Genomic DNA, 18,529 nt, shown 5'->3' with positions numbered 1-18,529 from the left:
CGAGGCCACCAGGCTCGTCTGCATGCCCTTCATGTCGAGCTTGGACGTCGCCTCGATGGCCACGTTGGTGTTCGAGGACAGCTTGGCGTCCTGTTTGGCGCTCTGCGTGAGCTTGGCGCTGGAGGTGAAGGTCATGTCCTTGGTGCTCTCGAGCTTGAGGATGTCCTGGCTGGTCCAACTCGAGGCCTTCGCCGATTTGAGGGTGAGCGTCCCGGTGGCGTCCACGGTGAAATCCTTGCACGTGATGGTGACGCTGTCCTGCTTCTGGACGTAGGTGCTCGTCTCCTCGGACCCTTTCACGGTGATGGTGATGCTGGTGCCGTCCATCACCATCGTCTGGGTGATCTGGTCGTCGGCGTTCTCCACCTTTACGGTGACGCCTTTCTCCTTGTCCAGTTCAACGGTGCAGACGAGCTTGCCCATGGTTCCTCGCCTCCTCAGTCGGGAGCCAGAGGCCCCCTTGGCTTCACGACTGCTCTTCCTTCACTTGGATGAGCAACGTGCCCTCGTCTAGCTGGATCTTCTGCGTGTCCTTGGCATTGGTGCGCTGCATCAGGAACACGGGCTTGTCGTCCGTGTAGAAGTGCTTGAGCGCGGTGCCGTTCTCCGGCGTCTTCCCCACCAACAACTGCACGCCCTGCCCGTCCTGCGGCATGCGTGCGCCGGTGCGCCAATCCAGGAAGCGCTTGATCCACGCCTTCTGGAAGTCGAGCCCCACCAGCACCCGCTCGCCCTTGTAGGCGGGAAAGTAGAAATGGCCGGGAAGCAGATTGGGATTGAAGGGCGCGGGGATGACCTGATTGGCGAAGAGAGGGATCTTCACCTTGTACCCGTCCTGAGAAGTCTTCGAGTCCGTGTAGGCCTGCCACGTCTCGTCCTTCTCACCACCCTGCTCGCTGACGATGAAGCCCTCCACGTAGCGGGGGTAGCCCGGGGGCTGCCAGGCGGGCAGATCCACGTGGGGCTCGTCCTTGGGCTCCAGCCGGGAGCTCATGCGGAAGGAGAAGAGCGCGTACGGATCGTTGTACACCTCTTCCTGCCCCTGATCGTCCGACACCTCTCCAGACAGGTGGAGGTTACGGACGCGGAGGACCTGGCCCTTGGCCACGCCCGCGGCGCCCCAGGCTTCGTCGGGCGGCAGCTTCACCAGCACCCCCGGGGTCAGGGCCTTCTCGGGGAAGGAGCGCCAGATCAGCTCCAGCTCCGGGCCCCGCGCCTTCAGCCGCGTCGTCTCCAGGTCCACCCGGGCCTGCACCTCATCCGAGATGGGGGTGCACAGCAGCACATCCTGACGAATGCCGGTGACGGCCTGCTTCTGCGTCACGGCCTGGGTCACGGGACTCTCGGCCGTGGCGTTGAGCACCGTCACATCGTGGCGGATGACCTCGGGCAACAACATTTCCAGCCCGGCCAGGTTGTCCGCGTGCAGGTCCATCGGCGTGCCCGAGGCGTCCTTGGCGCCCGCGAACTTGTAACCCTGCTTGGCGTAGTCGTAGGTGAACACCCCCGTGTGGCCGTGCACGTACCACAGCACCCAGTCGTAGAAGCTTGCCCCACCCTGGGGATCCAACCCCACGAAGAGGATGGGGTGCGAGGTGCCCAGACCCGCCTGCCAGTCGTAGGAGAGGCTGATCTTGTCGCCCTTGTGCGCGTCCAGGACGTCCTTGACCGTCTTCGAGGTGTAGAGGGCGCACGGGTAGTGCTGCCGCCACAGCAGCCGCGCGGCATCCTGGAAGCGGATGCCGTAGCGGCGATGGAGGACGACATTGCTGCCACTGGTGGTGGGAACAACCTCCTCGGCGAGCGTCTTCTCGGAGACGAGACCCTTCACCGTCAGCGCGGTATGGGTGGCTTGAGCCGAGGTGTCCGCGAGGACGGCCTTCACCTCGAGCGACACCTCGACCAGATCCGACTTGAGGAAGTCCGCCAGCAGGGCGTCCTTGTCCTGACCACCGCGACCCTGGTTGTCCGTGAGCAGGAATTCCACCTCGCCCTCCAGACCCCAGCTCCACAGGTCTATCGCGAAGCGCTTGATGCTGCCGGCGATGATCTTGTGGGACTTGCCGCCAATGGTGAGGGTGAGCGTCACCGCCAGCCGCTCATCGAAGGTGGTCTCCATCATCCCTCCTCGTCTTCTTCCACCCGCACCCGGCCACTCACGGTGTGGAAGAGGAGTCGCAGCGAGCAGGGCGTACCATTCAGGGAGCCGGACAACACGAAGTGCAACCACAGCCCCGAGTCCCGGCCGCGCAACTCCAGCTCCGCGTCCTGGAGGCGCGGCTCGAACTGCTGCACCGCGTTCAGCAGCTCGCCACTCAGGGTCTTCATCAGCTCGCGGGTGCCGAACTTCACCGTGTAGCGCCCCACGCCGAAGCCCTCGACGAAGTAGCCGTAGCCCTCCTTCGTGTTGAGCGCGGACTCGAGGTTCTGCCGCACCTGTGCCAGCTCACCGCCCTTGTCCGGGCGCTGCCCGGGACTGGTGAACTTGTCGAGGAAGGAAGGGCGCGTCATCTCAAGCCCTGCGCCAGAAGAGGAAGACCTGGGTGCCCTGAAGCGCTGGGGTGACGTAGAACGCCATGCCGTTGTCGCGCAGGGCGTATTGCCACTCCTCGCCCAGTGACAGCTTGTACCAGGTGATCTCCGGGCCAAAGGCGTGGGGGAAGGCCGGGTGCGGCACGTGCTGGAAGGGAATGCCCCGGAGCGCCAGCCGGCGCACCACCGGCAGTCGGGAGGGGCTCGCCACCTTCACGCCCTCCAGGGAGGCGGGCTGGCTGGGGTCCTCGCTGCGCACCAGCAGGTACAGCTCGCTCTGCACGCCTTCCTCCAACGCGGGCAGGGGCGAGAGGATGAACTGCCCGTCCCGGCAGTCGAAAGGCTTGTACGTGAGCCGCGTGTCCTCGGGGCGGAAGGCCCGGTTGAGCAGCTCCATCCACCCCCACAGCCCGGTGCCCAGGTCATCGTGGAGGTAGGTGGGCATGGCGCCCTCGGGCGCCAGCTCCAGGTAGGAGCAGACCTCGAAGTAGAACCGGCGCAGAGCGTCGAAGAAGTTGTACGGGTGGGGACTGACGCCGTTGCGCATGTCGGTGCGCAGGGCCTGGAGGCGACGCACCTCCAACAGGGTCCGGCGGGCGCTGGCGAGTCGCTCGCCACGCTGGTAGCTGTCCAGCAACAGGGTGCGCAGCTGGCCGTGGGCCTTCTCCAGCAACGAGTCCAGCTCGAAGAGCAACTCATTGAGGAAGGGATTGGGGCCCACCAGCAGCAGCGGCGGTACCTTGCGCGAGGAAGGGCGCCACGCCCCCTCGAGATTCTTGGAGAAGGCCACCAGCTCCAACGAGGAGAGGGCCCTGTCCACGGACTGCTCGCTGGAGAGCACCAGCCGACGCATCACGCGCTGCAGGTTGGGCGGATCGTCCGCGTAGAGCGGGATACCCTCGGCTCCGCGGATCTCCTCCAGCAGGTGTAGGAAGACGGTGACCTCCGCGCGGCCAGTGGCATCCAGGGAGAAGGACGACAGGGCGGCATTGCCCGGCACGTCCACCAGGAAGCCGCCCGGCAGCACGGCGGTCATCGAGGAAATCGAGAGACTGCCCTCGGCCAGCAGCGCCTCGCTCCACGCGAGAGAGGCGATGCCGACCTGGGGCAGTCCGGACAGCTCGGCATGCAGCCGCGCCTCCGCCGAGAGTGATTCGTCCTGGGCGCGAAAGTGCTCGGGAAGGAGCGTCTGGCCAACCTGCCAGCGGACCCGCGCGAGCTTGGAGCGCTGCATGTCGTTGTTTCCTGACGTGGAGTGACTAGGCGGACTCTTCCGTGATGCCCCAGATCTTGGTGAGGTTGTAGCCATCGCCCGTGGCCATGTTCACCGTCTGCTCCTTGGTCTGCGGCTTGATGCCGATCTGGAGGGTGAAGTTCTTGGGCGACTGCACCTCGGTGGACGGGTCGTCCGCCACGGTCAGGTTCAGCTGGTCCCCGTTCTTCTCCAGGATGCCCTCGAGCTCCGGCTCGGTCCAGTTGGACTTGAAGTACTTCTTCTTCACCGGGTCGTACTCGTAGATGACGTAGCCGAACGTCACGTCCATGCTGGTCCAATCGTTGAGCAGCTTGGCGGACAGCGTCGTCTTGTTCTTCACCGAGACCTGCATGGACAGGTACATGGCATCCGTGGTGCCCGTCTCCCACAGGTAGTGGCTGAGCACTCCCACCACGCTCTCTTCCATGTCCTGTCCAGGCAGCACCGGATCCTTGATGGAGCCCTGGTCGGCCGCGAGGTCGAGCTCACCACCCAGCGTCAGCTTGGTGACGAAGCCCACCGGCGACTGCTTGTCCTTCTTGAAGTTGAAACCCTGGTAGATGTCCAGGGAGCGAGAAAATTGAGGCATTACACCCTCCTTTGTTTGATGAGTGAGGACTACGAGGGACGCCCAGCTATCCCAGGCGGGACTCCAACATCAACTCCACATTGAGGCCTTCGAACTGGATGTGCGGCAGGACAGCCAACTTGCAGTCATACCAGCCGATCTCCCCGGGGCGCGCCTCCACCTGGACGCTGACGGCCTTGAAGGGGAAGCGTCGCAGCGTCACGTCGTCCGGATTCGTCACCATGGTGACGTACCCCGACAGCCAGGACTCCAGCTGCCGCTGGACGTAGCCGGCATCGGCGGTGCTGCCGATGTTGTCGCGCTGAATGCTCTTCACGTAGTGCGCCAGCCGGGTGATGGAGAAGGTGTAGGCCAGGTTGGTGACGAGCTGCGAGTTCTCGGAGTCCTTCGGGTCCTTGAACTTCTTGGCCTGCTTGATGGACTGGGTGCTGAAGAAGGCCGCCTCGCCCGAGGACTTGCGGTACACCAGCGGGATGAAGCCGTTGCGAGCGAACTCGTACTCGCGGTAGTCGGGGATGGCGATCTCCACCGGCGCCTGGATCATCTGCTGGCCGCGCAGGGTGAAGGTGTCCACCGGCAGGCCCGTGACGAGACCGCCGCTCTTGGGGCCACGAATCGACTGGCACCAGCCGGACAGCTCGAAGGCCTTCACCAGGTTGCGGCCCATCAGGTAGGCCGTGTTGCCCCACAGGTACTTCTTGGAGTCGCCCTGGGCGTCCTCCTTGAAGTTGAGCACGTCGCAGGGGTTGCGGTCCGGATCCCACGGCAGGCGCACCACGTAGCGCGGCAGGGTCAGGCCAATGTAGGCGGCCTCTTCCTTGTCGCGCAGCTCGTGCCACTTGCTGTAGCGCGGGTGGCTCAGCACACCGTCCAGGTTCTTGAGCGAGTCGAGCTGCTCGATGCTGTCGCAGTCGAAGAACTTGGGGCTGACGGCACCGATGAACGGGCAGTGCGCGGCGTTGGCCACCATGGCCATGCGCTCCAGCCAGGTGAGATCCGCGCGCGAAGCGGAGAAGTCGTACAGACCCAGCATCACGCCGAAGGGCCGACCACCGAACTGGTCGTACTCCTTGATGTACATCTTGTCGAACAGGGCGCTGGAGAAGATGCTGCTCGAGTTCTTCTCGAAGTCCTCGGCCAGCTCCTCCTTGGCCACGTCCAGGATGTCGATGGTGATGTCGGCCTGGAAGTTGGTGTTGTTGACGAGGTCCTCGAGACCACGCCAGGCAGACTCCAGCTTCTGGAACTGCTCGTTGTGGAGGATCTCGTTCAGCTGCGCCTCGATGACCTCATCGATGCGCGCGACGGCCTTGAGGACCTCGCCCTTGTCGAAGCGGACCTGCCCCACGTCGTCCTTGATGGGCTCGACGTTGTAGAGCAGCGCCGCCAGGGAGGACATGAAGCGCTCGTCGCCCGGTATCTCCACTTCGCTGGAGGTGACGGGGACCAGGCCCGTGCCGATCATCGGCTGGGCGCTGACGGGCATCTCGAGCCCGCGAACCTTGAACAACTCACTCAGATAATCTTTTTCGACGGCCATGGGAGAATGGTTCCTCGGCGTGGAGAAGGGTGCTTGGAGAGATCAGGCCTTGGCGACCGAGACATTCTCGGCGGCGAGCGCGGACTTCGCCTTGGGCAGGCGCATGGACTCGTAGCTCTTGAGCTGATCGCTCTCCAGGAGCTTCTGGAGCTGTTCCTTGTCGGAGAACAGCTCGTAGAGCTTGCGCCGCAATTCCTTGCGGTTGTCGATGTCCGACTGCATCTCCAGCAGGAGCTTGCGCAGCAGCATCAGCGCCTTGAGCTTGGGCACGTGGTGGACGAGCTCGTCCGGATGGAAGGACTTCATCCGGTTGATGGGCAGCTCGACCTGCATCTTCGACTGGCCATCGCCGCTGACCTTGTCGTCCACCTCGAACGAGACGGACATGCCCATGTCCTTCATCAGCTCGCTGATGTTGGAGCCGGTGACCGAGCGCATCTTGCGCTCCTCCAGGTCCACCTGCCGGTCCGTGGAGCTGCCGAGCGAGAAATCACCAAGCACCACGACGCGGAACGGCAGCTTCACGTCCTGCGGCTGGCCGTTGATCTTGGTGCGGTAGACGAGCGTAATACGAGACTTGGGCAGCTTGTCCTGAATGGGCACGGCTTCTCCTTCACGAGGCGGTCTGTGTCCCCTTGAAACCCATGCGCCCACCCCCACCACCGCAGGACACAGCCCGCTGTGTTCTAGTTGGCAGTCTAGGGAGAAGCGATCGCATGGGTCAAGGGAGGTACTTCTCTTCTTTACGACGCGTTGCGGGACTGCGAACCTGAGGTGTCACCCGAAAACAGGAGAACCTGTTGGGTCTGAACGGGGGCTCCGTGTAGAGGGTCGTAGCCGAGGTGGCTCTCGCGCTCGAGACGTAGGAAGCCCTCCTGGTCGCGCAGCACGAGGATGACGGTGAGCATCAGCACCGTCTCGGAGAGCAGGGGCAGCAGGTCCGCCTCGAAGCGGCGGCGCGCCTCCACGGCCCACGGCACGCCGCTGCTGGATACAGGCTCGTTGCAGAAGATCCGCACCTCCATCCCGCCCGTGGGGATGGACGCGAAGCCACCCATCGAGTCCCCCTCGCCGAGCGCGCTGGCGCCCAGCCGCATCTCGGGCGCGGCGACGCGCTGATGGCGCACCTCGCGGCGTACCGAGAGTTCCGTCTCGGGGAAGACCTTGCTGAAGAGCCAGTGCAGCGTGCTCTGACAGGTGGGGCGCAGCAGGCGCAGCCGATCCTTCGCCGCCTCCGGCCACCCTGGCAGCAAGGCGCCTTCACGCTCGGGGTACAGCCCGGCGAAACACTCGCGAAGCAACAGTTGATCGAAGAAGCCGATGAAGCGCTCGAGCCGATCATGGTCGAGCTGATCCATCGTCTGCATCATGAAAGAGGGCAGCGGAGACTGCGCGCTGAGCAACCCCACGTTCACCGTGATGATGATGTGCTTGCGCGGCTGATGAATGAATTGGATGTCGTGCACCAGGTGAGACTGGTGCACGGTGGTGCGGTGACCGCGGTACTCGATCTCCGCATCGCCATAGCCGGAGGCGGTCAGCACATCCAGCAGCGCCGGGATGTCGAAGCCGCGGATGCGCTCGCGGATGCGCTGCTCGAAAGGGCCGTTCATGGCCCTAGTCCTCCCCTGCCCCTTCGTTGTTCCCACCCTGCGCGAGGAAGGTGTCCAGGTCCACCCGATAGAGCTGGTCCAGCGAGCGGAAGGACAGCGTCTCGGTGCTCTGAAGCAGCGACTCCACCTGCTCCGCGTTCGTGCTCAGCCCGGCGAAGAAGCGGGAGAAGAGCGCGGGCAGATACACGCGTGGATCGAAGTGCTCCACCACGTGCAGCACGTCCGCCGCCACCACGCTGGCACGATGGAAGTCCTGGCGCTCGACGAGCGTGTCGAACGCGGCCAGCTTGCGCATCAACTGCGCCAGCGCGGGCGAGACCGGGATGGAGGGACCAGCCGACGCGGGAGCGGAGCGCGGGGCCTCGACCGGCCGCGAGCGAGCCCGGGAGTCCTCCTCCTCGGGCTCTTCCTCGGGCTCCGGCTCGGGCTCGTTCAGCGGGGCCGGGGTGGGCAGCGTCTGGAGGTGCCCCTCCATCCACTGGCAGAGGCGGCGGAACGGAGCCTCGCAGCCGTTGCGGGGCATCACCCTGCCGAACGCGGCGAAGATCTCCTCGCTGAGGGTGAGCGCCTGCTCCAGGGGCTCGCGGTTGCTGGCGAGGCTCCAGCGCTTCCACGTCTCGTCCTTGAGGCGCTCGTGGTGCTCGAGGTGCCTGTTGAGCACCTTGAGGAACCAGCGCAGGCCACCGTCGGCGAAGACATCCTTGCGCTCGAGCGGTCCGAAGGACGGCCAGTTGAGCAACAGGGTCTTGGAGAGCGAGTGGAACACCACCGGCATCGCCTCCAGGCCGCCCTCGATGAAGAGACCGAGGAGATAGGGGCCTACCAGGCGAACGTCGTAGAGGCCCTGGCGCAGCACGGACTCCGCCGCCCGCGCCGCATCCACGTACTCGCTCCGGGCCACCAGGGCGTTGACCTTCTCCAGTCGCTCATCCGCGCTCTCCAGGTTGGACGCCTCGCCCGCCAGCGGCTTGTCCAGGAGGTGAAGCTCGAGAGGAGGAGGAGGTTGCTGCTTCGCGGGATTACCCATCTTGCACCGTGAACTGGCCGGGGGAGACGACCTGGATGACGCCGCCCCAGTTGCACATCAGTTTGCAGTTGCTATCCACTGCCGGCATGTTGCCGATCAGCAGCTTGGGGCAACCAGGAACCCACGGAGCCGCCGTGGCCGGGATGCACGGCATGGGCGTGAGCACTCCCATGGCCGCCGCCGTCGCCGCGGCCACCATGGGGTTGGCCAGCGACATGCACACGCCGAACGGCAGGATGTTCATCATGGGCTTGTTGTCCATGATGTTGGCCGCCGGCGTCGTGGCCAGCACCTTGTTGGTGGGCAGTACCATCAGCGAGGAAGGGGCCGCGCCAAAGCTGCACTGAAGCATGGCCCCCGTGACGACCTGAACTCCCATGGCGCATCCCTTCGAGAGACTTCGTGGGCCGCGCCATCCTCACACACCCGGCCCCTCCTTTTCCAGAAGGTGGCCGCGCACCGCCGTGAGCGCTTGGAAGAGCGGGTCCGAGCTCTTCCGGTGCAGCGCCCCCGTCAAATACTGCATGTGACACCAGGCCTCGTCCACCTGCCCGTCCGCCTTGCGAGGGTAGAGGGGAATGAACTCGGTGCGATCGGGCAGGTGCTCGCCCCCGAGCTGTAGCTCGATGGAGCGGCGGATCTCCTGCAGCCAGGCGCCCGTCTGCTGCGCCTGGGCCCCGGTGAAGACGAGCAGCACGTAACGGTAGTGGCCGGCCACACCGCCCGTGGGGGCAGGCACCACGCACGCGCCCCGCGCGAAGGGCAGCCCCTGGACGACCTCGGCGACCTCGGCGGCCGGATAGACGCGCCCTTCCCTCCTCGCCGTACGCGGCCCTCCGTAGTGATACAGACCATAGCCACGCGAGAGGACCAGGTAGGCGGGCGGCCGAGTCTTGTCTGGCAGCAAGGTGAAGACTCCCAAGTCTCCCGGCGCCTGCTGGCCGCTCAAGTTCACATCATTCAGCGTCCAGACACGGCCTGGAGCGGGAGGCGTCTCCGTGTGCAGGTCCCTCACCCGCCGCGGAGAGACGAGCACCGCTCCCCCGGCGGCCGCATCCACGAGCACGTTGGAGGACGGCACCGCGGCCAGCCCGCACTGCTTCACCCACGCGCGCCAGGCCACCCAGTCGATGGGCTCCTCGGGGTTGCGGAACCAGTGGGCCACGTTCTTCAACTGCGTCCGGGCACGCAACAGCACGTCCCGCAGGGCCGGGGTGACGCCGAGCGCGCGCACCGGGTGCTCGGTGAGCAGCGCCGGGTTGGCCTCGACGTCCGACAGTTCGAGGTGGAGGTACGTGGCCCCGCGCAGCAGCGTGGCGAAGAGGAAGGCTGGCAGGTGCTGCAACGGGTGGCAGCCGGGCGCGGACAGGTGCTCCCCGGCGCCGAGACCAAAGGTAAGCAGCCCGTCCACCAGCGCCCCGCGCCAGGCGTCCTCCGCGGTGAGCAGCGCCGAAGTCCCCGGCGGCTCCACCAGCGGCGAGAAGAGCAGCCCCACCGGCTCGCCCAGCTTGTAGGTGTGCGAGGTGAAGGCCGGAGAGGCCTGACCTTTACTCTGCAGCAGTTGCTTCTCGAAACCCTCCAGCAACAGCACCTGGTGCGGCTCGGCGGCGATGTGGTCCGGCTTGAGCGCGGCCAGTCGGCGCGTGATGAAGCGCCGGCCCTGGGGCGGCAGGAAGCTGATGCAGGCGCCCAGGCCCAGGGCCGCCACGAGAGAGATGAGCAGCTCGCTCCCCACGGGATAGAGCAGACACACCTTGGCCCCGGCCTTGACGCCCTGCCGCGCCCACTCGGTGGCCCGCCGCGAGGACTGCTCTTGCAACTGCTTGTAGCCCAGCACCTGCCAGCCGCTCCTCCGGTCGTAACTGCGCAGGGCCACGCGGTCCGTGTTGCCATGACGGACGACGAGATCGTGGAAGAAGTCGTAGTACTGGCCCGCGCGGCTCTTGAGCGGCGCGCCGCGGCCCACATGGGCCGCGGCCAGGGCATTGGCGAACCCTTCAGGATCCTGCCAGCTCTCCTGCTGCCAGACCGGCACCCCTGGATCAGCGGGGGTGCCAGTCTCGAGTTGCTCGAGGATCTTCCTGACGTCGAAGACCATCCGACTACTCACGCCTCCGCCGTGAGCGCAGGCCCACGAGCGTCAGCAGCGCCAGGATCCCAACGCCCCCGGCATTGGTACTGCCGGTGGAGCATCCACCACCATCCACCGAGAGGCTGCGTCCGTGTCCCTTCACGGGGAGCTGCGCCTCGAGATCCTGGGTATTGTTCCCTCCCCTTACCAACACCTGCACCTCGTCCTCGACCAGGGTCGCCGTGTCGGGGTTGAAGCCCACGGAGAAGGTCGCGCTCGCTCCTGGTGGCAGAGGATCGACCAGGGGCTTCGCGTCCACCGTGAAGGGCGAGCCCGTGGATTTCAGCTTCACCACGACGAGCTTCGCCTCGGCGGACTTGTTGGTGACGGTGACCACCTTCGGCTCCGCCGGCTTGTTCACGGGCGGCCGGCCAAAGTCCAAGCTGTCCGGCTCGACACGAAGGAGGAGCGTCGTCCCCCGGCCCTGCAGTTCCACGCTCGCCGCATTCGCCTGATCCGGAAGGGTGGTGCTAAAGGACAGCGTGGCCTTGGACAGGGTCTCCTCTTGGGGCTTGTAGGACACATTCATGGAGAGGGACGCACCGGCATCCAACGACCTCCCCTCGAGGGTGTTGAAGATGTCGACGGTGAAGCTCTCCCCCGTGGGCAGCAACGACGGCTTCCCGAGGGTGATCGTCTGACCACTCTCGTTCTTGATGAAGAGGGACTTCGTGCTCCCGCTGGCTCCAACACGTACCGTGCCGAAGTCCATCGCCGAGGCAACGGCGGTCGTGGAGAGAACCGAGGCAATGCCCCGGCCGCTCAAGGTCGTCTCGAACACCTGCGGCATCTCGCTGAAGGCGATTTTCAACGAACCATTCACCAGGTCCGTGGACTGGGGGTTGAAGCGCACGTTCAACAGCAGTTCGTCATCCGCGGGCAGGATGGTCTGCGTTCCCGGTGGATCCTTCAACGAGAACCCCGCCGCCGGCAGCCCCGACAGCGAGGCAAGAGTCACCGGCTTGTCACTCTTGTTGACGATTTTCACCTGGAGCGTCTGCTCTGTGTTGATGAGTTGCCGGCCAAAGTCCAGCGCCGCGGGCGAATGAGCGATCTCCTGACGGACGCCCGAGCCCACCAAGGGTATCGATGCGCTCGACACGCCGAAGTCGCTCGACTCAATCAACAGCAGACCCGAGAACGAACGCTCCGCACTCGGCGTAAAGGTCAACAGTACTTCGACAGACGACGCCGGATCTCCCTCATAGGCAGGTGGCGGAAGCTCGGGCAATGAGATTGCCGACATGCTGAAGGCAGCATGATCGGGACCTCCCATTTCCAACTTGCTCAGCTTGAGCTTGCCAGTACCCTTATTGGTGATTTTGAGGGACTTCGACGTGGAGGGACTCCCCACCCGCACAGGTCCGAAGTCCACGAGTGGGGGTGCCACGTCCAGGACTGGCGAGGTGCCCACGCCCAGAAGATGCGCCACGGGATAGCCGCCATCCGCCGTCCGAACACCCGAATAGATGACCGCCTGGGCCTGACGCGCACCCACCCGGCGAGGCAGGAACTGTACCGGCACGGTGAGCGTCGAGCCAGCATCGATGTCCTTGGGGAAGCCCATCACGGTGCTGTAGTCCAGGCCCACTCCTGCATCGCTGCCCTCGACATCCGTGAAAACAATGCCCGAGACAGACAGGATCCTCTCCCCCACGTTCATGATGCCGAGATTCTTGACAGTGGCCGTGCCCACGTTGGACTTGTCGAACAGGACATCCTCGGGCACCAGTTGCACAGCCGCGGCGACCCCTCTACCCGACAGTGCCAGCGGGAAGTTGGGCAACGTGAAGGAATCACTTTGAATGACAGTCGTCGCGAGGGCAGGGCCGCGCGCCCCGGGTTTGAAAGAGACCGTGAACGGCCACCCAGCGTCCGGCGACAACGTCAGACCAGCATCCCCCGTGGGCAATCCGGAAACGGTGAACGCCGCGTTGTCGGGAGGAATCACGTTGCTGATCGTCAGCGCCGCCTGTCCGATGTTGGTGATGGTCGCACTCCGCTGCGCGGTGCCGGTACCCGTCACCTCCACCTGCCCGAGGTCGACGATGTCGGGATCCACTCTGATCTGACCAGCGACGCCCACACCTGTCATGTTCGGATTCAGGTAGTCCACAGCGGAATTGCTAAGGAGCGTGAGCGTGCCCGTCGTCGAGCCCAGTTCCTTTGGGGTAAAGGTCACCTTCAACACCTCCACTCCACTGGGTTCGATGACCAGGTGAGAGGTGGGGGTGACGATGGGCGTCTGGATTTGAAACGCGGCGTTGTTGGAAAAGAGTTCACGAACAACCAGCGGAGCCTGGCCCGTGTTCTTGATGGTCAAGGCCTGGACGCCACTGGTCTGACCCACACGCTGATTGCCGAAGGTGAAATTGCCCGGCGTGGAAACCTGCAGTTTGGCAACGGTGCCGTTGCCCGCGAGAGGTATCACCACCTCTGGAATGTCCCCACCCGGGTCCGTGATCTGAATACCGCCATCCGCCGGCCCTTCCTTCGAAGGATTGAAGGAGACGTTGAAAGTGAAGGGCGTGCCTCTATTGATCGCAACGCCTTCGACGGGCGTGCCACCATCGAGGTGGGAAATGGAGAACGATCCCTGCACGGATGGTTGCTGCAGAACTATCGCGGCATTGCCAAGATTGGAGATGGTGATGGATTTCTTGGTCGAAGTACTCACCGGGGTGTCTTTGAAATCAATACCCGTAGGGGAGACCTCCAACTTCGAATAGGCCCCCAACCCCCGCAGTGGCAGACTCATCGGGCTGTTGCTGGCGTTCGAGGTGATGGTCAGGACGCCGTTGTATGTCTTATCCCTTTCCGTCGGTGAGAAGGACACTGGGAATTCGTAGACTTCGTCCTTATTGAGCGTCTTGTTGGCCAAACCGAGGTAGGTAAAGGCGCTGGACGTGGTGGTGGGTATCTCGGAAGCTTTGGGCGCCGCGGAAAAAGTGAGAGGAAAATCGCCTTTATTGGTGATCCTCACCATGAGCTGCCCGGTGGTGTTCACCCGCACTTCACCGAAGTCGAGTTCGGTGCGGACGGTGTTGTCGGCCTTCCTGAACTCTCCCGTTGCGACAGCGCTTGATCCCGAGAGGGTCAAGGTGTTGGGGCTCACCTGGGTATCAGCATTGCTCGACACGGTGAAAACCCCGTCGGGGAACGACCCCGTGCTCTGGGGATTGAAGCTCACGTTGACGGTGACGGTGTCGGAGGGGCTGGTGGAGCCTTTGGCGCCGATCGTCATCGAGCTGGGGGCAGCGGCGGCGAAGGGAGAGCCAGACGTCGTTGGCGCGGCCGAGAGCGTGATGGGCAACGAGCTGATATTCTTGATCTTGACGGGCTTGGTACTCGTCTTCCCCGTTTCCACCACGCCAAAGTCGACAGTCGTGGCAGTGACCGGATCCAGCACGAACACAAACGCGGATACCCCTTGGCCGGAGAGAGACACCGTGCCGGATTGACCACCGCCGGTAAAGGTGAGGTCGCCGGCTTCTGGCGCTGTACTGTTGGGGGCAAACGTCACCGTGAAGGGCTGGCTCTCATCCTTGCCCAACGTGAAATTACCATTTGGCGCGATGGTGAAGTGCGTGCCACTGATGGTACCAGGGACGTTGACGGTGATCTCACCGGTGCCGTCGTTGCGCAATACCACTGTATCGGTCGCGGGGGTGTTCCCCACGATTTTCTTTCCAAAGGTCAGCGAGGGCTTGCTCCACGATACGCGGGGATCCACACCCGTGCCCAAGAGGTCGATTTTGACCATGGGCTTGTCCGTGGAAGGGGCGTTGGTGTTGATGGTGAGGGAGCCCGGTACCTGCACCCCATCTCCGGAGCTGGGCCTGAACGCCACCAACAATTCCTCTTTCGCGCCCGGCGCCAGATCGAACGCAGTCGCCTGAGGTCCGACCAACTCAAAGGGTCCGTCAATGGGGAGGCTGAGGATTTTAAGGATGGTGGAGCCAGCGTTCTGCACCCATACCGACTTGGGCGTACTGCTGACGGTGCCCACACGCTGTTCGCCGAAATCGAAAGGCTGCGCCTCCGTCGTGGTTACATCATGGGCGAACTGCACCCCAGTGCCAGAGAGCGCGACGGTGGTCGAACCATTCGTGGTATTCGTGGTGTTGGAAGAGTTGCTGGTAATGGTGAGCGTGCCCGTTTGAGCACTCCCCAGTGCGTCAGGAGTGAACGTCACCTTGATGTCGCGGCTTCCCCCCTTCGGTATGGGTGTTGCGAATCCCATACTCGGGTTGGCTGGCTCGACGACGGTGAAGCGTGATCCGGGATCAGGGGAGATAGCGGAGACGGTCAGCGGCGCGTCGCCGTCGTTCCACACCGTGATCGTCTTGGCGGGAGCACTCTGGAGGCCAACCTTCTGTTTACCGAAGTTCCAGGTCCCAGGAGCAACCCGGATGCGTCGCTCCGCGAGGGTCAGATAGATCTCGACATGGGAGACACAATACAAATCAGTGGTGGGTGAGAGCGTGATCGTATTGGTCCCCCCGTTGTACTGGTAACCACTGATGCCGTTGGAGTCTGTTTTGGAGAAAGAGGGCACAGACGTCGACAACGGCGCCAGATCGCAAGATTTGATACTGCAGTTGCGACTGTCCGAGGAGAGCGATCCGAGCACGAGGCTGTTCAGACTCACACCGACCGTCGTCTTGACGGAAACGTCACTGGGACTCGCTTTCACGCTGGCGCCGTAAATCTTCGCCTCGACCCCTACCACCTGATATCCAGCGGGGACTTTGTCCGTGAAGCTCTTCGTCCAGTCGCCCGACGTTTTTGGCAGGCAGGCATACGAATGGGCGGGGGTACTATTGGGGTTACAGGTCAGGCAGCCGGACGTACCGCCGCTCCACGTGATGACGTGATCAGGGGCGACAGCCGCCATGGACTTTCGCTTCAGCGAGTCCGCTGACTCCGCCTTTTCCGGCGCAGTAGGCCCACAGGCGACCAGGACCCCAAGCCACACCACGACCAGAACTTTCAATCGGAGCACTTGCCCCTCCCCACATAGAGCGCGGTAGAATTCTACCCGAACATGAGCTTACCTTCATTCGCCCGGGGATCAATGGCCGCCACGCTGCTGGCATGCTCGCTGGCATCGGCCCAGTCAACCGAGCAGCTTCCGGGCTTCGACCTGGAGCGGCTGGACACGAACGTCGGGCGCGGCACGCTGCTGGTTGGCAACGGCGAGCTGCTGGTACCCGGCGGGCTGAGCATCAGCCTCCTGGGGCACTACCAGAGCATGCCCCTGGTGCTGAGCGACGGAGAGCAGAAACTGCAGGTGGTGCGGGACCGAGCCACCGCACAGCTCTCGGCCAGCTACGGGGTGTTGCCCTGGCTCGAGCTGGGAGCCAGGGTGCCGTTCGTTCTCTGGCAGCAGGGAGATGATCCGGCCGAGGCGGGCCTCGCCCGGTTGGCTGCCCAGGGCCTGGGGACTCCCGTGCTCCAGGCGCGGTTGGGATTGCTGTCGCGACGCCATCGGCAACCCGTGGACCTGTCCGCGGATCTGGGTGTGGGGCTGCCGGTGGGTACCGGGACGGCGCTGGCGGGTGATGCGGGTCCTCGCTTCCATGCACGGATGGTGGTGGGCACGACCCTGGGTTGGCTGCAGCCCTCGCTCGAAGCGGGCGTGCTGTTTCGTCCCGCCATCCTCCTGGATACCTCCGCGAGCATAGCCAAGCCCGGGGCGGACTCCGAGGTACGCGTGGGTGCGGCGCTGGCCACCGCGGGCAAGGGGTTGCGCGGAGAGCTGGGCCTGCGAGCCACGCTCGCTCAACAACAGGTGTCGATGGAGCTGCTCGGAGGCGTGCGCTTCCCGTTGTTGGTCGGACTGGACGCCTTCGTCCAGGGCGGTCCCGGCATAGGAGGGGCCCCTGGAACGCCTCGCTTCCGGATGCTCGCCGGCGTCACCTTCCGCAGCGAGCCGCCGCCCAAGCTCTCCTTCCTCGACGAGCACGCGGATCGGGATCTCCAACTCGCACTCGCCACGCCGACGCCCCCACCGCAAGACAATCGGATCCGTCCAGCCAGCACCTGGGAACTCAACTCGCTCACCCGTGATGACGCCGAGGGGACTTCGGCCGATGGAACGCCGCGGGAAGCACCGCGCCCCTACCAGCCCGGCCTCCAGGAGAGGCTGGTGCTGCGAGGGGAGATCCACTTCACGCAGGGCAGCGCGGAATTGCAGGGCGTGGTGCCCCTGCTGGACCAGACCGTGCTGCGGTTGTCGGAGCTGCCCAAGGGCGGCACCCTCATCATCGAGGGGCATGCGGACACCGAGGGCACCGACACGTCCAACAGGATCATGTCGCTGCGGCGTGCACAGGCGGTTCGGCGCTACCTGATCGACCAGGGCGTCCCCGCGGCGCGGATGCGGATCCGTGGCTTCGGCTCGGACTGGCCGGTGAGCGCCAGACCCGCCACCGACCAGGAGCACCAGCTCAACCGCCGCGTCGAGCTCCTGCTCGTCACCGAGGCCACGGCCCCCATCACCACCCAGGCGCCAGCCCCGTAACACCCGCCCCTGCTCGCGCGCCCTGGTCGGTGACCAGGGCGTGCCGCCTCATCGCAACGCGAGGCGATGGGTGTTGCTCAGCTCCGGGGCGAAATGACACCAATCCGGACGAGGAACCGGGCCTTTCGCTCCAGATCCCGCTGCAGATCATGCAAGTGCCGGGTCGTGTCGCGCACGGGAACACTGGCGGGCGGGCTCACCGGCGCGGGCACGAGGGGCGGAGGACTCAGGACGGGCCGCTGTTCCGGCACTGTCCGCGGGGCCTCCCGCTCGACCGGCGCGCTCCGGGCCTTCCCGACCAGCGCCTGCCGGACCGGGAGAGGCGGCACACGGTCCTCGACCGCACGGCCATAGAGCCACGCACCGCATCGCCAGAGAACGTCGTAACGCTGGTGCAACAGCGTCCAGAACCGATCCCGGAGCTCGATGACCTTGACGAGGGACGGCGTCCCCCCGTCGCTTTCGACCCCTTGCTGCCCGAGCATCACTCGCAGCTTCCCGGTGAGCTGCTCCGCTTCGGCGACATCGGAGGCAACCACCGGCGAGCGGCCGGCGATCCTCGCCTCGTTCCTGCGAAACAACGCGACGAGCGCCAGGCAATCCTCCAGGACATCGTGTTTCCCACGCAGCCAGACCTCATCGATGTCGGCATCGGGAAGGAGGCGCGCCTCGGCGAGGGCGTCAGCGGCCTTGCGCAGCTTGCGGCGCAGCTGTTGCGCCCGCTCGAACAACTTCCCGAACGAGGCGACCTCAAGCTCGCGCTCCACCTGCAGCGCGGCGAAGGCCAACCCCTGGGCAAGCCGTGGGAGCATCGAGAGCGCCACGACATCCACGTTGGGCAGTCTGCCAACAACCACCGTCCCGCTGCCCAGCACGTTCTCCACACCCCGCATCACATTGTAGTAGGTGAGGACGATGTCGGCGCAGCACTCCTCGACGAAGCCGGGCTCGATGGCCCTCGCGTCGACGAGGAACGCGTCGTAGGCGGCCTGCGAGCCGATGCTTTCGAGCTCGGAAGTGTCCGCCGAGCCGTTCCCCGATGTTTCTGGCCTGCTGCCGTCGTCCTCTGCCATGCGGGCAGATTATCGAGCGCCTTCCAGCGCTGCAACGCACCAGGGCCTGGCGTGGTGCGCGGGAGGCGGGGGACGCATCGGGCAGTCCCCACCGCCTCCGAGCGGGTAGTCAAGCACGCGATCCGACGCGCGAGGGCCTCCTCGGCCTCAATCGACTTCACCTCCCCATGACCAATCCGTCCTAGTATCCGGGCCCTCAAGTCTGAAAGGAGTTCACAACCCATGAGGCCCAACAAGGCATCT

Annotated in this window: 14 protein-coding genes; 1 reads left to right on the top strand and 13 read right to left on the bottom strand. The window is 64.8% G+C overall.

The genetic code is table 11. The annotated features are described in order from the left end of the window. The 12 genes from VF794_RS14340 to VF794_RS14285 form a co-directional block, all read right to left on the bottom strand. Positions 1–423, bottom strand: a 423-nt coding sequence (locus VF794_RS14340; RefSeq protein WP_331110707.1) for a hypothetical protein, incomplete at its 3' end; no start/stop codon positions are given. Positions 424–466: 43 nt separating this feature from the next. Beyond that, positions 467–2,122 (bottom strand): hypothetical protein, encoded by a 1,656-nt coding sequence (locus VF794_RS14335; RefSeq protein ID WP_331110705.1) that lies wholly within the window; start codon positions 2,120–2,122, stop codon positions 467–469. Continuing rightward, a complete protein-coding gene (locus VF794_RS14330; protein ID WP_331110703.1) occupies positions 2,119–2,511 on the bottom strand; it encodes a GPW/gp25 family protein in 393 nt (130 codons plus the stop codon). Before VF794_RS14330 ends, VF794_RS14335 begins: the two co-directional genes overlap by 4 nt. Position 2,512: 1 nt before the next feature. Continuing rightward, positions 2,513–3,766, bottom strand: coding sequence for a type VI secretion system baseplate subunit TssK (gene tssK / locus VF794_RS14325; protein ID WP_331110701.1), 1,254 nt, complete (start codon positions 3,764–3,766; stop codon positions 2,513–2,515). Positions 3,767–3,791: 25 nt separating this feature from the next. Continuing rightward, a complete protein-coding gene (locus VF794_RS14320; RefSeq protein WP_331110699.1) occupies positions 3,792–4,376 on the bottom strand; it encodes a hypothetical protein in 585 nt (194 codons plus the stop codon). A gap of 46 nt (positions 4,377–4,422) precedes the next feature. Then, complete coding sequence (gene tssC, locus VF794_RS14315; RefSeq protein ID WP_331110697.1) at positions 4,423–5,916, bottom strand: type VI secretion system contractile sheath large subunit; 1,494 nt, start codon at positions 5,914–5,916, stop codon at positions 4,423–4,425. A 42-nt stretch (positions 5,917–5,958) separates the two neighbouring features. Beyond that, positions 5,959–6,519: a type VI secretion system contractile sheath small subunit gene (gene tssB / locus VF794_RS14310; protein WP_331110695.1), complete on the bottom strand. Its 561-nt coding sequence runs from the start codon at positions 6,517–6,519 to the stop codon at positions 5,959–5,961. 140 nt (positions 6,520–6,659) lie between these two features. After that, positions 6,660–7,529, bottom strand: a complete 870-nt coding sequence (locus VF794_RS14305) for a hypothetical protein (RefSeq protein WP_331110693.1) — start codon at positions 7,527–7,529, stop codon at positions 6,660–6,662. A gap of 4 nt (positions 7,530–7,533) precedes the next feature. Then, the gene (locus VF794_RS14300; protein WP_331110691.1) at positions 7,534–8,556 is read right to left on the bottom strand and encodes a type VI secretion system protein IglI family protein; all 1,023 of its coding nucleotides are present in this window, start codon (positions 8,554–8,556) and stop codon (positions 7,534–7,536) included. Beyond that, positions 8,549–8,935, bottom strand: a complete 387-nt coding sequence (locus VF794_RS14295) for a DUF4280 domain-containing protein (protein ID WP_331110689.1) — start codon at positions 8,933–8,935, stop codon at positions 8,549–8,551. Before VF794_RS14295 ends, VF794_RS14300 begins: the two co-directional genes overlap by 8 nt. A gap of 39 nt (positions 8,936–8,974) precedes the next feature. Continuing rightward, positions 8,975–10,654 carry a long-chain fatty acid--CoA ligase gene (locus VF794_RS14290; RefSeq protein ID WP_331110687.1) on the bottom strand — a complete coding sequence of 560 codons (1,680 nt, stop codon included), beginning with the start codon at positions 10,652–10,654 and terminating at the stop codon, positions 8,975–8,977. 4 nt (positions 10,655–10,658) lie between these two features. Continuing rightward, positions 10,659–15,584 (bottom strand): choice-of-anchor D domain-containing protein, encoded by a 4,926-nt coding sequence (locus VF794_RS14285; RefSeq protein WP_331110686.1) that lies wholly within the window; start codon positions 15,582–15,584, stop codon positions 10,659–10,661. 180 nt (positions 15,585–15,764) lie between these two features. On the opposite strand from VF794_RS14285, the gene VF794_RS14280 reads away from it, so the two are divergent. Then, positions 15,765–17,213 carry an OmpA family protein gene (locus VF794_RS14280; protein ID WP_331110685.1) on the top strand — a complete coding sequence of 483 codons (1,449 nt, stop codon included), beginning with the start codon at positions 15,765–15,767 and terminating at the stop codon, positions 17,211–17,213. 77 nt (positions 17,214–17,290) lie between these two features. Here the strand turns inward: VF794_RS14280 and VF794_RS14275 are convergent, their stop codons facing one another. Next, the gene (locus VF794_RS14275; RefSeq protein WP_331110683.1) at positions 17,291–18,286 is read right to left on the bottom strand and encodes a hypothetical protein; all 996 of its coding nucleotides are present in this window, start codon (positions 18,284–18,286) and stop codon (positions 17,291–17,293) included. Positions 18,287–18,529 lie beyond the last annotated feature (243 nt).

Source organism: Archangium sp. (assembly GCF_036389735.1).
Classification (GTDB): domain Bacteria; phylum Myxococcota; class Myxococcia; order Myxococcales; family Myxococcaceae; genus Archangium.
The sequence above is the reverse complement of the archived record's forward strand: the minus strand, read 5'-3'. Positions and strand labels throughout refer to the sequence as shown.